The organism is Niabella pedocola (genome assembly GCF_021044425.1).
Lineage (GTDB): Bacteria > Bacteroidota > Bacteroidia > Chitinophagales > Chitinophagaceae > Niabella > Niabella pedocola.
On the sequence record NZ_JAJNEC010000003.1, the window covers coordinates 159421 to 175817 of the forward strand.

Sequence of the window (16397 nt, forward strand, 5' to 3'; positions counted from 1 at the left end):
GGGAGCAGTGGTTGCAGGGGGGCTTCCCGGAAAAAGCTCGGGTACACATATTTATTAAGCGATACAGCGTCACCGCATAAAAAATGCGCCAATCCGGAGATTGGCGCATTTTTTATGCGGAAGGTTTTCTAAACGCTCCGGGTATATATCGGTAACCTTTAATAATGCCAGCGTACAAAGGCTTCCATTGCTGCGTAGTGCGTAAGCCCGAGGTCTGCATAAATGGTAGCGGTATTGGCATTCCGCTCTTCTGCACGTTGCCAGAACTCGCGGTTATCGGACCCCTGGAAGGGTACCATGTCTTTTTGCGACTGGTGAATAAAGATACCGAATCTCTTTTTCAGCACCTGCTCCGGGCTCATCGGGATGGCCATTTCAATGTCTTCGATATTCCATTCCTGCCATGCACCTTTGTACAGCCACAGCCAGCAGTCGTTAATCCATTCATCACCTTCTTCGCGGAGCCGCTGTAATGCTGCTACAACCGCGTTGAAGCACACCAGGTGCGTGCCATGCGGATCGGCGAAGTCGCCCGCACAATAGATCTGCTGGGGTTTTATTTTGCGCAGCAATTCCATGGTGATCTTAACGTCTTTTTCACCAAGGGGCTTCTTTTCAATGGTGCCTGTTTCGTAAAACGGCAGGTTCATGAAATGAATATTGCTGTCGGGAATACCTACGTAACGGCAGGTGGCGCTGGCCTCCCCGCGGCGGATCAATCCTTTGATCTCCCGGATGGTGGGCGTATCGATCTGGTTGGGTTTTTTCCCTGCCACATATTTGCGGGTTTGGGAAAGGATCTTGGCTGGCTTATCGGAGTCGATCTTTGCAATGCTGTTAAAGCCTACGGCAAAATCCAGGAAACGGGTTACAAACTCATCGGTTACGGCAATGTTACCGGAGGTTTGATATCCTACATGCACATCATGTCCCTGGTCGTGCAGGCGCTGAAACGTACCACCCATACTGATGATATCGTCATCCGGGTGCGGCGAAAAGATCAGTACCGTTTTGGGATAAGGTGTAGACCGTTCGGGGTGCGAAGGAATAACGGCGTTGGGTTTGCCTCCCGGCCAGCCGGTAATGCTGTCGCGCAGCATATAATATACTTCCAGGTTGATTTCGTAAGCATTGCCTTTTTCCACCAGCAGATCGCTCAGGCCATACTCGTTGTAATCTTCATTGGTAAGAGAAAGCACAGGTTTTTTTAATTGCAGGGCCATATGGATCACCGCTTTCTTGATCATTTTGGGAGTCCATTCTACCTCCCCGGTCAGCCAGGGCGATTTTAAACGGGTAAGCTCAGAAGCGGCCGGCTCATCTACAATAAAGGTAACATTGGCATGGCTTTGCAACAGGGAGGCCGGTACATGCTCGGTTTCATCCTCTTCCACAGCGGCTTTTACGGCCTTGGCCTTTCCGGCGCCCCAGGCCATCAGGATGATCTGTTTTGATTTTAATATGGTGCTGATGCCCATGGTAACGGCCATCCGCGGTACTTCGGAGATGTTGGCAAATTCATACGAATTGGCGATCCGGGTAGAGTTGTCGAGATTAATGAGACGTGTTTTGGTATAAATACCGGAGCCGGGTTCGTTAAAACCGATATGCCCGTTATTACCGATGCCCAGGATCTGTAAATCGATTCCGCCGGCCTTTTCGATCAGCTGCTCATAAGCTGAGCAGGCGGCCTTGATATCTTCTTTTTTTACCTCACCGTCGGGAATATGAATATTTTTTGGATTGATATCTACATGATCAAATAAATGCGTTTTCATAAAGCGGTTATAGCTCTGGATTGCTTCCTTGCTAATGGGATAGTATTCGTCCAGGTTGAACGTAACCACATTCTTAAAACTCAGCTTTTCTTCTTTGTGCATCCGTACCAGCTCCGCATACAGCGTTTTGGGACTGGAACCGGTGGCCAAACCAAGCACACATTTTTGTTTCAACTTCTGTTTTTCGCGGATCAGGCTGGCGATGGTCTTCGCGATGGCCAGCGAACCAGCTTTCAGATCCGGGAAGATCTGCACTTCCACCTTTTCCAGCGTGTCCAAATGATTTTGCTTAGCAGTTTGTGACTTAGGCATTTTATATTATTTTATATTGATTGATGATTTGAATGAAACAGTTGGGCCTTATTTGCCAAAATAGTTGGCGCCCCAAAGGTCGTACCGTTTCTTTTGAACCTCCAGCCGGTTTTTAAAATCGTCAAAGTTACGGTCTGCTTTCGGTTTCCACAACGCTTCGCTTAACGCGCTCATTCTGGGAAACAGCATATATTCCGCTTTTTTGGGATTGCTGATGTATTCGGTCCACAGGTTAGCCTGTCCGCCCCAGATCAGGGGACGTTCGGCTGCAGTGAGACTGTCCGGAACCACTTTCCAGTTATACACTTTTTCAATGGGCAGGGAATTCCGGTTGTTGGTAATGGTCACAGAATCTTCTTTGGGTGATTGCTGATAATCGAAATACACATAGTTATTTGGTGTCATGATCACCTGGTGTTTCTGGCGCGCAGCGGTAATGCCGCCCTTTTCACCCCTCCAGCTCATTACAGTGGCGTTTGGTGCTAAACCACCTTCCAGGATCTCGTCCCAGCCAATAATATGCTTACCCTTTGCATTGATGAATTTTTCCATCCGCTGAATGAAATAGCTTTGCAGGTAATGTTCCGGGCTATGCTCTTTATCGCCTTTAATCCCCAGCTCCTGGATCCTTTTCTGGCACAGCGGGCATTTTTCCCAGTTCTTTTTGGGGCATTCATCTCCGCCGATATGTACATATTTTGAAGGGAACAACGGCAACACTTCGTTCAGCACATCTTCCAGAAATTTAAAAGTGCTCTCTTTTCCGGCGCAGAACACGTCTTCATATACGCCCCAGGCCTGCTGTACCTGTTTGCCGGATTTATCGCCGGCCCAGGTGCTTTGTTTAGGAAAATAGTCAAAGGTGGGTTTGTCCGGAAAGCAGCTTAAATAAGGATAGGCGGCAATAGCGCCACCACCATGGCCCGGCATTTCAATTTCGGGGATCACGGTTATATAACGTTTGGCGGCATAGGCAACGATGTCTTTTACCTCGGCCTGGGTATAAAAACCGCCGTATTTTTTGTTGTCATTCCCTTTACCCGGAAAATTACCAATAATGGTACCGTTACGCCAGGCGCCAACAGCTGTTAGCTTCGGGTATTTTTTGATCTCGATTCTCCATCCCTGGTCCTCTGTAAGGTGCCAGTGGAAATAGTTCATTTTATGAAGTGCAATATAATCGATGTATTTTTTTACAAAGGCAACCGGAAAATAGTGGCGTCCTACATCAAGCATTAGCCCCCTGTATGCCAGGTCAGGCGCATCGGTAATGGATACTGTAGGAATGGACAGCGTGTTGCTTTTTTCAACTGGCAGCAGCTGGATCAACGACTGTGTTCCGTAAAAAGTGCCCGCGGCTGAATTACCGGTGATCCGGATAGCGGCGTTATCGGCATCCAGCGTATATCCGTCTCCTGATGCAGACCGGGTTGTTAACAAAATACCCTTGGTACCTTTGGAAACCACCGGCAGGGTAAATCCGTAATACGATTTTAGATAGGTATTAAAAAGTGCTGCAATATTTTTATCGTCTTTGGAAGGCGCCACAATAGGAGTAGAGCGGTTGAGGACAAAGCTGCCGTTTTTAAGAACAACGGACTTGGGTTGAGGAATGATGCTTACTTCCTGCGCTCGTACACAAAGCAGGCTGAAACAAGCAATAACACATAAAATGACACGCATATGAAGAGATTGAGTTTTGTGCGCCAAGTTAAGGATTTTTTGAGTTAGAAATTAAGAAGGGGCAATGCAAACGATTGTCTTATTTTCGCGTTTTGCCCGGTTTTTATAAATCATATAATTAAGGAGTTTTTACTTAGGATGACGAATATTGAAATAATCGATTTGTTTTTTACGGCTTTTAAAAACCTGGATCACCAGGCCATGAATGCCCTCTACAGTGATGATATTGTTTATAGCGACCCGCTTTTCGGAATGCTGGAGGGGGAAGCGGTAAGGGATAAATGGGAACTGCTTTTCCAGGATATCCGGGATTTTCGCTTAACCGTCATCAAAACGGAGGAAATTGATCACGAGTATGCTACCTGCCAGTGGAAGGCCACATGGCAGTGCGCCCGTTCAAAAAAGCAATTCATTTTTGAGGCCAAATCGTTTATGCGGTTTTCCGGTAACCAGATCATTGAGCACAGTGACGGCTTTAGTCTTACCAAATGGATTGTTCAGGCCTATGGATTGAAGGGGCAGCTTTTTGGATGGCTTAATTTTATGAAACGCCGGGTACAAAGGGAGTACCGGCAACGGCTGATCCAATTTTCAAACTCCAAACCTCCGGTTCCGCCTGAGGATAAACGCCGGTACCGTTCCGATTCGTTTGATCAATAGCTGCTTCCTCCCGGCGTACCCTTAGGGGAGACCCGGGGAAGGCTTTTTATACAGGCGTATGCTTCAGGAGGCGTTACGGAACACCGGTAACAGGGATTTATGATCAGAATGCACGGGAATGATTAATTTCGAAAAAAAATCAGGTGTATGATCAACAGGAAGCGTTTTCTTCAGCTCGGACTCCTTTCCGGAGTTACCTCACTATTAGTAAAAAACAGCCGGGGGCAGGTGGTCACTCAAAACGGACCGGTGGTAATATCTACCTGGGATGCGGGACTGGCCGCCAATAAAGGAGCCTGGGAAATTCTTTCAAAAGGAGGAAGCGCGCTGGATGCTGTAGAGAACGGCGTAAAAATAACCGAAGACTCACAAAACTGTTGTGTGGGTTTGGGTGCCAACCCAGACAGGGATGGTATTGTTACGCTGGATGCCAGCATTATGGATCACCAGTTTAATTGTGGTAGTGTAGGTTTTCTGGAGCGGATCAAGCACCCCATTTCGGTAGCGCGCCGTGTAATGGAAAAAACGCCGCATGTAATGCTGGTGGGAAGTGGAGCGCAGCAGTTTGCCGTGGCAGAGGGATTTCCGCTGGAGCCGCAGGAACTTTCACCAGATGCGCAGAAAGCGTATAAGAAATGGCTGGAAAATTCCAAATACGAGCCAGCTATTAACCGCGAAAATAAAGGGCATGGCCCGTTTGCACCCCAACGGTTTGACAATGGCGAATGGAACCACGATACCATCGGGATGCTGGCAATGGATGCAACAGGCAACCTCAGCGGCAGCTGTACCACCAGCGGGATGGGCTTTAAAATGCGCGGCCGGCTGGGCGATTCACCCATCATTGGTGCCGGGTTGTTTGTGGATAATGAAGTAGGCGCCTGTGTAGCCACCGGGCAGGGCGAAGACGTGATCCGTGTTGCTGGCTCGCACAGTGTAGTAGAAATGATGCGACAGGGATATGGACCGGAGGTGGCCTGCCGGAAAATCATCGAACGCATTGTAAAGATCAAGAAAGCAGATGCCCGGAAAATACAGGTGGCATTTATCGCGATCAATAAAAACGGAGTGGTAGGCTCCTTTGCCATACATAAAGGGTTCAGTTATGCAATCAAAACAAAAACAAAAGAAACCCTTGTAGATGCGAATTATCATTTCACATCCTGATTTATGTTCAGCGATGTGCATTCAGTTATCAGCAGCCGGCAGTCGATCTGCAGATTGAATTTTGAGATTCCGGAGACGAGGTCTGAAAAGCAGATTTTGTGTTGCCGGAAGGAACGTATACATTAAGCACCGCTGCGGATCCAGCCGTAAACTTGCAACTTTAAACTTGAAACAAAGAAACCTTATGCCCCAGACATATAATGACTTCACTATTGAGATTGCCACCACTGATTTTGAATCGACAAAGAATGCCGTTGCCGGCGGTGCGGATCGTATAGAGCTTTGTGCGAACCTGGGCGAGGGCGGTACCACCCAGTCGTACGGGGTGATCAAAACCTGCAGGGAAAAATTTGAGGTACCCATTTATCCCATTATCCGGGTTAGAGGCGGAGATTTTTTATATACCGACGAAGAATTTGAATGCATGCTGGCGGATGCGGTTAACTGCAAACACCTGGATTGCGATGGGGTGGTGATCGGTTTTCTGAAAGCCAATGGAACTATAGATAAAGATCGTACCGCCCGGATCGTTGAGGCGGTTTATCCGCTGGGTGTTACCTTTCACCGCGCATTCGACCGTTGTAAAGATCCCCTGGAAGCCCTGGAACAGATCATTCAAACGGGTTGTGAACGGATCCTTACCAGCGGACAGGAATTAACAGCCATTCAGGGGGCTCCACTGATCCGTCAGCTGAACGAGCGGGCCGCGGGGCGCATCATTATTATGCCCGGCAGCGGGGTTCGTGCAGACAATGTAAAAGCACTGGCGGCCAGCACCGGCTGTACCCAATTTCACAGTTCGCTCCGGGAAATGATCCCCTCAAAAATGAAATTCAACACAACTGCTTTTGTGAACGATGCGGAAAGTATCGGCCATTCCGGCATTGATCCTATGGCTGTTGCCGCTTTTAAAAAGGCCTTACATTAAATTTAAACCCCGTCTGCATTCATGTTTTACAGAACCATCCTTTTGCTGATCTGCTCCAACGTCTTTATGACACTGGCCTGGTACCATCATCTGAAGAATGAAAACTGGCCTTTGTGGAAAGCTATCCTGTTAAGCTGGCTGATCGCGTTCTTTGAATATTGCCTGGCAGTACCGGCTAACCGGATCGGACAGAAAGCGGGTATTAACCTGTTCCAGCTAAAGATCACCCAGGAAGTAATCACCCTGGTCGTATTTACGATTTATGCGGTGGCGTTTGCCAATAATGCGTTTCACTGGAAATACCTGGTGAGCTTTTTATTGATGATTGGGGCGGTATATTTTGTATTTGCGGATATCAAGTAGAAGATGCCACAGAAGCACTGAAGCGCCGTATTATTTTTAAGTTTCGGCAATTTTATCGGAAAATAATAAATCCGAAACTGCTACCCGGTTATATTAATAATAACAGACTACAGGTCCTTGTGCAGAAAATTGGGTCCGTTTTAGGGAATAGATCTCTCCGATACCATTGATCACCCGGCTTAAATACAGGCTATCTCCCCGCACTGTAACCTTATAATTTGTGTTTAAAAGGACCGGTGCATCCTGGATGGGCCTGTGGTTCGTAAATTTTACACTGTCTTTTTCGATCCTGTAGTTACCCGAAATAAAGGATGCAGTGCCCGAGCTGGTTGTCTTTGCGGCGGCACTCCATAACGTACCATCCAGTGAAATATCCAGGTTGATGGGATATATCAGTATATAGGCCGTGGTAACGAATTGTTGTTGTCCTTGATAGGTTCCTTTTAGCGATTCGGGATTAATGTCGCGGCTTTTGGAGCATGCCGTAAGCGATACTATAAACAGCAGGGTTAGAATTGTTCTCATTTTGCGTTGAGTTTATAAAGATCATAAACGTAATAAAACAACAAAACGCTACAATCAGCCATTTTATAGAAAAACCTTCTATCCGCGATAAACGCCGGGTGGGTATTATGTACGGGTTTATAAGGATTTTCAACAACCCACTACAGCCTTCCAAAACCATTTAGTGCTTCTGTGTTTCAGTGGCTATTTCCCTAATAAAAAAGGTTGCTTCTTTGCAGAAACAACCCGGATCTATTTTTAGCGATTGCTGTTATTTTGAAATACCGCCGAAATTTGCTGCAATCTTACCGGGAGCAACCGGTGTATTGCGGGTCATTTCCTGTTTTACCGGTGCCGGATGTTTGACTACATTTCCCTCGACCTGCGCCAGCGTAGGCGCAATGACCAGTGACACGATCGACATGAGTTTGATCAGGATATTCATAGACGGACCGGAGGTATCTTTAAACGGATCGCCCACGGTATCACCCGTTACGGATGCTTTGTGTGGATCTGATTTTTTATGGAACATTTCCCCGTTGATCTCCACGCCTTTTTCAAACGATTTTTTGGCATTATCCCAGGCACCGCCGGAATTGTTCTGGAACATACCCAGCAATACACCGGATACTGTAGCGCCGGCCAGGAATCCACCCAGGGATTCCGCGCCAAATCCGGGCAGGAAGCCGATGATAATGGGAGAGATGATAGCGATGGCACCGGGTACCACCATTTTCTTCAGAGAAGCCTCTGTAGAAATGGCCACACATTTATCGTATTCAGGGGTTGCTGTACCTTCCATAATCCCGGGAATGGTGCGGAACTGCCGCCGTACTTCTTCCACCATGGCCATAGCGGCTTCGCCTACCGCCCGGATGGCCAGTGCTGAGAAAATAAAAGGAATCATAGCACCCAGGAAAAGGCTGGCCAATACATTGGCTTTATAAATATCGATACCCTTAATGCCGGCTACGCCAACAAATGCGGCAAATAATGCCAGGGCAGTTAATGCTGCAGAAGCAATGGCAAATCCCTTACCCGTAGCAGCAGTGGTATTTCCCACGGCATCCAGTACGTCGGTTTTTTCGCGTACCTCTTTGGGAAGTTCACTCATTTCGGCAATACCCCCGGCATTATCGGCAATGGGGCCAAAAGCGTCGATGGCCAGCTGCATGGCCGTAGTGGCCATCATGGCTGCTGCTGCAATGGATACACCATATAAACCGGCACATTTGTAAGAAGCTACAATACCCGCGGCTAAAACCAGGATCGGCAAAAAAGTCGATTCCATACCTACCGCCAAGCCGCCGATCACATTGGTGGCATGCCCGGTAGATGATTTTTTAATGATCGAGTTTACCGGACGCTTGTCCATGGCTGTATAGTATTCGGTAATGATGGTCATTAACGCGCCTACGGCCAGTCCAACCACAATGGCGCCCATCACGCCGTTTTTGGTAAATTCAAAACCGCGCAATTCCATTTGCTCCGGCAGGATCCAGTAAACCAGCCCGGCAGATGCTATTGCTGTTAATATAATGGAACCCCAGTTGCCCATGTTCAATGCTTTTTGAACGGTTTTGGTATTGACGCCTGCGTTTTCGCTGATCTTTACAAAAAAGGTTCCGATAATCGAAAACAAGATGCCAATGCCTGCGATAAGCATGGGCAATACTACCGGAGAATAGCCTCCGAGGAAGTCTGCGCCATCCGCTACATCGATCTGTTGTCCTAAAACGATAGTGGCCAGTACGGTGGCTACATAAGATCCGAAAAGGTCGGCGCCCATACCGGCTACATCACCCACGTTATCGCCCACGTTGTCGGCAATCGTGGCCGGGTTGCGGGGATCATCTTCCGGAATGCCTTTTTCTACTTTACCTACCAGGTCGGCGCCTACATCGGCAGCCTTGGTATAAATACCACCGCCCACACGGGCAAACAATGCAATGGATTCCGCTCCCAGTGAGAAACCGGTCAATACTTCAATAGTGGTGAGCATCTCTGAAGAATTCAGGTCGGCATCCGGCGCAAAGAAATGTTTGAGGATGATGTACAACCCCCCCAGGCCCAGCACGGCGAGTCCGGCTACACCAACGCCCATCACCGCTCCGCCGCCAAATGAAACATTCAGCGCTTTACGAAGGCTGGTTCTGGCCGCATTGGCTGTACGTACATTGGCAAAAGTGGCCGCGCGCATCCCGATATAACCGGCTACGGCGCTCAATACGGCTCCGATAACAAAAGATACGGATATCATCCAGTGGGAGTGCGGATTAGCATTGGCCAGCACGCCCAGTAAAATTGCAACGATCACTACAAAATAGCCGAGGATCTTCCATTCAGATTTTAAAAAAGCCATAGCGCCCTCAGCAATATGATTGCTGATCTCTTTCATTCTTGGTGTTCCTGCATCTTGTTTAACAACCCATCGAAATTTTAATAAAGTGTAAATGAGGCCGATAATAGCCATTAGAGGTACTAAATAGATCAGATGTTGCATATAAATTTTCTACATTAATATATTATATAAGGCATAAGCAAGGTTGCAAATATAAGTGTTGCATTCAATAAGTGGAATCTTATTTTTAATGAGGCTATTAGGTGTTTTTCGAGCGGGTAACCGTTTTTATTTAAACTTTTAAATCATTTATAAATCTTTTTTGAAAGCTTTGAAAGAGAAGCAAAAGCAAGGCCTGTTCCGGTTTATTATCTGCTATGGAAGGCGTTAAAAATTGCCCAGACGGAAGTAGTATTTCCGGCAGCATTTTAAAACAGTTGTTCAAAGGCTTTTCCGATATGTTCGATGATGTCGGTCGCAATCATAGCGTCCATTCCGCGGGCAGTGGCTGCAAAATCCCCTGCCAGTCCATGCAAAAAGACGCCCATAATGGCGGCCTCTTTTGAGGAGTATCCCTGTGCCATTAAACTGGTCAGCATTCCCGTAAGCACATCACCGCTGCCGCCCTTGGCCATACCTGCATTTCCCGAAATATTAAAAAAGCCGGTTCCGTCGGGGAGAGCCACCAGGGTTCGATGCCCTTTTAATACTATTACAACATTAAATTCCATTGCCTTAGATATGGCTACCTCAACTTTCTTAAAGTCGTCTTCCTGTGTCCCAAACAAGCGGGTAAACTCTTTTGGGTGTGGCGTAAGGATGCTGCCGGGGCGCAGGAGGTTTAGCAGTTCGGGGTTTTCCGCAATGATATTTAGGGCATCGGCGTCCAGCACAAGGCTGCTTGTTTCCCGTTCCAGCAACTCGCGTAAAAAGAAGCGGGTTTTAATGCCGGTTCCGATGCCGGGCCCAACCCCGATTGCCGAAAACGGATCCGGTTCATAATCCATCCGGGTGATAGTGGTGGCATCTGCATCCGGCAGTACCATTGCCTCGGGTGCGCCGGTTTGCATAATTGCTACACTTTTTTCCGGTACATGTACGCTTACCAGGCCGGCGCCCGATCTAAGGCAGGAGCGGGTACTGAGGAGCGCTGCGCCGGTTTTGCCATAGCTACCGGCGATGATAAGGGCATGGCCGAAATTGCCTTTGTGCGCAAATGCGGCACGCGGCCGGTAGATCCGCTGTACCAGTGCCTGGTTGATGATATGGAAGGGCGTGCTTACCAGGTCGGGGAAAGCGGGGAGCAGATTGATATCCATCAGGTGTACCAGCCCGAAAAAAGGCTCATTTTCCGCAATGAGGAAGGCCATTTTAAGCACCTGGAAGGTGAGCGTATGCCGCGCCCTGATAACGCTCTGGCCTCGGGAAGATTGATCACAAAACAACCCGCTGGGTATATCGATAGCGATGGTGGGGGCCTGGGCATTGTTCAGGTGCTGCACCAGTTGGGCGGCCAGGCCCGTTAACCCCCGGTTCAGCCCGGTTCCGAAAAGCGCATCCACAATGATACAGGATTCGGGGATCACGGGAAGGTCTTGTTCCGACCGCAGCTGGTAAATAGGAATGGCCGACAAATGATGGAGGATATTGAAATTGGAGATATAATCTTCCGAACCTTTTGCATCCGATTCCAGGATAAAGACCTTCGCCGTTTTGCCGGAGTTATAAAGCAAACGGGCAATGGCCAGGCCGTCGCCGCCATTGTTTCCTTTGCCGCAAAAAATATAATATACATCCGCCAGTGTATGCTGCAGCAACCAGCGGGTACAGGCATTAGCGGCACGCTCCATCAGTTGCAATGAAACGATAGGCTCATGTTCTATTGTAAAGGCATCCCATTGCCGTATCTGTGCTGCGTTCAGTAATTTCATGGCTGGATCTAAAGATAGGAATCTTTAAAATAAAAATGCGGGGCAAATCATCCCCGCATCCATCATTATAACTAAAAAAACAAGATCCTAAAAATCAAATTTCAGCCGGATACCCATACCTGTGTAGTTGAGCTTCTGATCTGAAACGGTTTTCATTGGTACTTTCACGAAGGGCTCAATAGCTACGTTGTTCTTTGGCGTAATCTTTTGTTTGTAGCCCATGGACAGGTTATAAAAACCGATAAAAGGTGTGCGCTCTTTTTGAGATGCTTCCGGTGCAGCGTTGGAAGTAGCATATTCCATCATCCGCATATTTTTATCTTCCTGAAGAATACCCTCATTGTTCTCTACCGAAATCCTTGTATTGGTGCTGGTAACATATGTGTATTGTGTATTGTCCTTTACCACTACCAGGCCCGAAACACCGGCACTGGCGTAAAGATTTTTTGAAATACTGTAGCTGATGTCTACCGGGATATCAAACCCGCTGACCGCCGCTCTTACCGTTTCCAGCTGTGGCTGGGAAGGGGCCGCATCTGCGCCCACCAGGCTTCTGGCGGCAAAAAGCGCGTTGTTTCCGGAATTACTCAGTGACGCATTGGAGGGCGGAGCCGTTACATCAAAATCCCGGGAGGCCGTTAACTTGTTATGAGCGATACCGGCACTAACTTTTATGCGATCATTAACCGCATAGCCAAGGGAGATCCCATAGCCAACGTTAACATCTGTTTCTCCAAACATCGGGGAAACATAAAGGCTGGGGGTCCATTTTCGCGAACGGTCGTGTTCCCGTTCAGGTGCAGGTAGCTGCGCCATCATCGGGAATGTATTGTTAGGTCGGTTTGTTGCTTCGTAAGGTGCGGACCTGGTGGGTTGAACAGGGCGCTGAGCAGACGGGGTATTGACCGGTGGTGTTTGCTTTACCGGGTCCTGTCCGGAAGAGGTTACCGCAGCGGAAGGAGGATTGTCCGGAATTGCGGGTGTTCCCTTCACCAGGTCATTCTGTGCGATTTGTTCCGGCTGACCGGCAGGATAAAAAGGCGTAATGGTACCCGGTTCCTTTTGGCGGGCCGGCCCGTTGTTTCCGGGTGATGGATCGCTGGTTACGGGAAGACCCGGCCGGGAAGGGCTGGCGCTGTTTTCCGGACCCGTACCACTTTTTCCCGGATGCGGACCTTCTTTTGCGACATCCCCGGGTAAGTTGGGGTGGTTGCCGATAAAATAATTGGCGATCAGAAATACACCTGCGAGCACCGCCGCCGCAACGGCAGCCCTTTTCCATAAAGGAATGATCCGCGCCGGCTTGGCTGGAGTGGCCTGCAGGTGCTGCCGGGAAAATTGCTCCCAGGCGCCCGGCCGGTACTCCTCCTCATGATCCCGGAGCACGCCCTTAATATGTTTTAAAAAATCATCCTGATGGTCTTCCATGACTTTTTATTAAAAATGTTTTATATAAAGCGCCTTTAATTTATTCTTTGCCCTTGAAAGATATACCCGGCAAACATTTTCTGAAATCTGCAGTAAACGGGCTATTTCTTCGTGGCTAAATCCTTCGATCTCGTATAAATTAAAAACGGTTTTTTGAATTTCAGGTAGTTGATTCAGCAAGGACATGATGTCTTTTACCTCGCTGGCATGCGCCCCCGAAGGCTGTTGCTCCGGAAAATGGTTTTCGGACGGCTCCTCCTGCAAAAAGTTCATTTTCTTCTTTCTCAAAAAATCGATTGCAGTTCTGGATGCGATCTTGGCTACCCAGCCTTTGAACGATTGCTCGATATCCGACGAAAACCCGGGTGCTTTAAATGTATTGAGGTTGTTAAAAATCTTTACAAAAGAGTCGTTTACAAGCTCTTCCATTACATGATAATCATTTACATAACGCCTCACCACGCCTTTTATAAAGCCATAATAGCCTTTATAAAGCGCTTCTTTATGCGGTACTGAGTCCTGCTCACATTTTTTCAGCACCAGTTCCAGTTCGGCGTCCTGTATTCCCAATTCCCTGTTTATGTTTTTACACTCTTCTTTAAATATAGCAAAAATCAGTCAGCCTTTTTTTAACAATGGCGGACTGATTTTTTTATGGAAATATATGGGATATACTAGTAATAATGCGCCATTAACTCTACGATAAGCTTCCCGTTGGTAGTGTTCATTGACTTAAATCCTGTTGTCCAGATAGTATATTGATTTCCATTAAATAAATTCTTTACATCCGAGGTTGCCAGTACAGTGTTCGTGCCGGCGGCCCTTGCCTCAAATTTGATATCCCGATCGGATTTAAAGCTTACAAAGGTACTTACATTTTTATATCCGATGTTTTGGGCAATGGGCTTTGTATTTCCCTGTATATAAAGGTCGATCGATCCGGCATCCGGGCTCATATTGGCAAAACGCAGTAAAACGGAATCCCCCTTGGGCTCCATTACGCTGTCGCGTACCAGTATTGCATCCATTTTACTCAGGGTGTCTACAATAAATACGGAATAGCGTTTGCGGGGCTCAAAGGTCATGTTCTTTGAAATCAGGGCCTTGGATTCTCCCCGGTTAAACACGTAAAGCTTGCGGTCGCCGGAATACACACGGGTATAATTTGTCCGGTACGTATAATTAAATTCGTTCAGCAACCAGCGCTGGGTTCCATCAAACTGGATATCCAGCGGCATACCCAGCGGAGCGCCATTGATAATGCTTACCGCCGCGGCATTTTGAAATTCAGGGCTGTCGTAGTAGCTATCCTTGTGTTTTAAGCAGGAACCGAGGAGTACAACGGATAGTAATAAAAGACCAGCCAGCGAAACTTTTTTCATCATTTTTATATTTTGAGGAATACAAATATTGTTCTGTTAGAGGTAACGCAATAATGGATAAAAACGCAACATCAAAACACGAAAAATCTGTCGGATAGGGGAAAATAGCCTTAAAACGAGGCAATACTTGTTCCGGATCAAGTAGTGGAATCGGCTGCCGGCTTTTAAAGGAGCGGTGTTACCAGAACACCGTATATAAAGCCGCTAGAATGCCACAAATAAGCACGGAGCCCATGAGGAACCCCGGCGAAACCCGGAAAAGCTGTTGATCCAGTTCGATGGAGGGCCCGGCGGTGTTTTTTCGGGTAGTGGAGAGGCTAATGATCACCATAAGGAGTACGACGCAGAAAAACGTAATGGTCATCCGGTCAAGAAAAGGGTAATCGGGGAACGCGCCCTGCGTCCAAACCGGAAGGAATTTGAGCACGGTAGAAACCGGAATAGTGAGTACCGCCCCGGCCAGGGCAGCGCCGGCAGTGGTGCGTTTCCAGAACATGCCCAGTAAAAATATGGCTAATACCCCGGGGGAGAAAAAACCTACATATTCCTGGATGAACTGGTAGGCCTGGTCCAGCGATTTCAGGGCGGGCGTTACCAGGGCGGCCAGTACCATTGCTATAATAACGGCCCAGCGGCCTACACGCACAAGTTTTTGCTCGGAGGCTTCCTTGTTAAAGAATTTTTTATAGATATCCAGGGAAAAGATAGTAGAAATGCTGTTGGCTTTTCCGGCCAGGGAGGCCACAATAGCTGCCGTAAGGGCGGCAAATGCCACGCCTTTTAACCCTGCCGGCAGGAGATTCATGAGGGTGGGATAGGCATGGTCGGGCTTTAAAGCGCCTGTTGGGTCAGCCATTTCGGACTGAAACATCCCATTCTTGTGCAACACAAACATGGTGATGCCGGGCAATACTGCAATAACGGGTATGAGCAGTTTCAGGAAAGCGGCAAAAAGGATCCCTTTCCGTGCTGTTTTGAGATCGGCACCCAATGCCCGTTGTACAATGTACTGATTGCAGCCCCAGTAGGCCAGGTTATTAATCAGCATTCCACCAATAAGTACAGACATCCCCGGCAGTTCATAATAATGTGGATCATCCTTTTTAAAGATCATGTGGAAATGAGTGGGGGCTTCTTTACGTAAAATGCCCAGCGCCTTCCAGATGCTGCCATCAAAACCAAACCGGTCTGCCAGCAGGGAAAGCGCCAGGTAGGTAGTAATGAGTCCGCCAACGATCAATACCACTACCTGTACCACGTCTGTATAGCCGATCACTTTCATACCGCCCAGGGTTACTAGTACGGAAAATATACTCAATCCAATAATGGCTGCTTCAAAGCTCAGGTTGCTGATAGATGAAATGGCCAGGGCGCCGAGGTAAATAATGGAGGTGAGATTTACAAAAACGTATACCAGCAACCAGAAGATCGCCATAATGGTACTTACTTTATCGTTGTAGCGCACCGAAAGAAACTGAGGCATGGTGAAGATCTTATTCTTCAGGTATACCGGTATGATGAAGATGGCTACAATAATAAGGGTGGCGGCAGCCATCCATTCGTAAGAGGAGATGGCCAGTCCCAATGCGAAGCCGGATCCGCTCATACCGATAAAATGTTCGGCCGATATATTTGATGCGATCAGCGATGCGCCGATGGCCCACCAGGTTAGGGATCCTTCCGCAAGAAAAAAGTCCTTTGAGCTGGGAGTGGCTGATTTTTTACGCCGGTATACATAATAGCCATATGCGGCTACGGCTACAAAATAGATCAGGAATACAAGATAATCCAGTGGTTGTAATTGATGCATCAGCGATCGTTTGGCTTAATGGAATTGGAGAAAGCGTTTTAAAACAAACAGCAAAATACCACCAGGGATCCGGGCACAGGTAGGTTTTGCCATTGTTCGGCGACCAGGAA

The 16397-nt window shown here is 47.8% G+C and carries 13 protein-coding genes; 4 read left to right on the top strand and 9 right to left on the bottom strand.

Translation table 11 applies throughout. The features are described 5' to 3' along the window. Positions 1-158: 158 nt before the first annotated feature. A complete protein-coding gene (gene nagB, locus LQ567_RS01830; RefSeq protein WP_231002389.1) occupies positions 159-2090 on the bottom strand; it encodes a glucosamine-6-phosphate deaminase in 1932 nt (643 codons plus the stop codon). A 48-nt stretch (positions 2091-2138) separates the two neighbouring features. Next, positions 2139-3773 (bottom strand): beta-N-acetylhexosaminidase, encoded by a 1635-nt coding sequence (locus LQ567_RS01835; protein ID WP_231002390.1) that lies wholly within the window; start codon positions 3771-3773, stop codon positions 2139-2141. Positions 3774-3935: 162 nt separating this feature from the next. Between LQ567_RS01835 and LQ567_RS01840 the strand changes: the two genes are divergently transcribed. The 4 genes from LQ567_RS01840 (at position 3936) to LQ567_RS01855 (ending at position 6891) form a co-directional block, all read left to right on the top strand. Beyond that, positions 3936-4433, top strand: a complete 498-nt coding sequence (locus tag LQ567_RS01840; RefSeq protein ID WP_231002391.1) for a nuclear transport factor 2 family protein — start codon at positions 3936-3938, stop codon at positions 4431-4433. A 147-nt stretch (positions 4434-4580) separates the two neighbouring features. Continuing rightward, the gene (locus LQ567_RS01845; RefSeq protein WP_231002392.1) at positions 4581-5600 is read left to right on the top strand and encodes an isoaspartyl peptidase/L-asparaginase family protein; all 1020 of its coding nucleotides are present in this window, start codon (positions 4581-4583) and stop codon (positions 5598-5600) included. Between the two features lie 184 nt (positions 5601-5784). After that, complete coding sequence (locus tag LQ567_RS01850) at positions 5785-6528, top strand: copper homeostasis protein CutC (RefSeq protein ID WP_231002393.1); 744 nt, start codon at positions 5785-5787, stop codon at positions 6526-6528. Positions 6529-6549: 21 nt separating this feature from the next. After that, entirely contained in the window at positions 6550-6891 is a 342-nt protein-coding gene (locus LQ567_RS01855; RefSeq protein WP_231002394.1) for a DMT family protein, read from the top strand. A gap of 93 nt (positions 6892-6984) precedes the next feature. Here LQ567_RS01855 and LQ567_RS01860 read toward each other — a convergent pair whose 3' ends face one another. From LQ567_RS01860 to LQ567_RS01890, 7 genes are all read right to left on the bottom strand, one after another. Continuing rightward, a complete protein-coding gene (locus LQ567_RS01860; protein ID WP_231002395.1) occupies positions 6985-7416 on the bottom strand; it encodes a hypothetical protein in 432 nt (143 codons plus the stop codon). A gap of 250 nt (positions 7417-7666) precedes the next feature. Then, positions 7667-9898 (bottom strand): sodium-translocating pyrophosphatase, encoded by a 2232-nt coding sequence (locus LQ567_RS01865; RefSeq protein ID WP_231002396.1) that lies wholly within the window; start codon positions 9896-9898, stop codon positions 7667-7669. Positions 9899-10164: 266 nt separating this feature from the next. Next, the gene (locus tag LQ567_RS01870; protein ID WP_231002397.1) at positions 10165-11667 is read right to left on the bottom strand and encodes an NAD(P)H-hydrate dehydratase; all 1503 of its coding nucleotides are present in this window, start codon (positions 11665-11667) and stop codon (positions 10165-10167) included. Positions 11668-11754: 87 nt separating this feature from the next. Beyond that, positions 11755-13095, bottom strand: coding sequence for a hypothetical protein (locus LQ567_RS01875; RefSeq protein WP_231002398.1), 1341 nt, complete (start codon positions 13093-13095; stop codon positions 11755-11757). A 9-nt stretch (positions 13096-13104) separates the two neighbouring features. Beyond that, complete coding sequence (locus tag LQ567_RS01880; protein ID WP_231002399.1) at positions 13105-13665, bottom strand: RNA polymerase sigma factor; 561 nt, start codon at positions 13663-13665, stop codon at positions 13105-13107. Positions 13666-13769: 104 nt separating this feature from the next. After that, positions 13770-14480: a DUF4397 domain-containing protein gene (locus LQ567_RS01885; RefSeq protein ID WP_231002400.1), complete on the bottom strand. Its 711-nt coding sequence runs from the start codon at positions 14478-14480 to the stop codon at positions 13770-13772. Between the two features lie 175 nt (positions 14481-14655). After that, positions 14656-16287: a sodium:solute symporter family transporter gene (locus LQ567_RS01890; protein WP_231002401.1), complete on the bottom strand. Its 1632-nt coding sequence runs from the start codon at positions 16285-16287 to the stop codon at positions 14656-14658. Between the last annotated feature and the right edge of the window lie 110 nt (positions 16288-16397).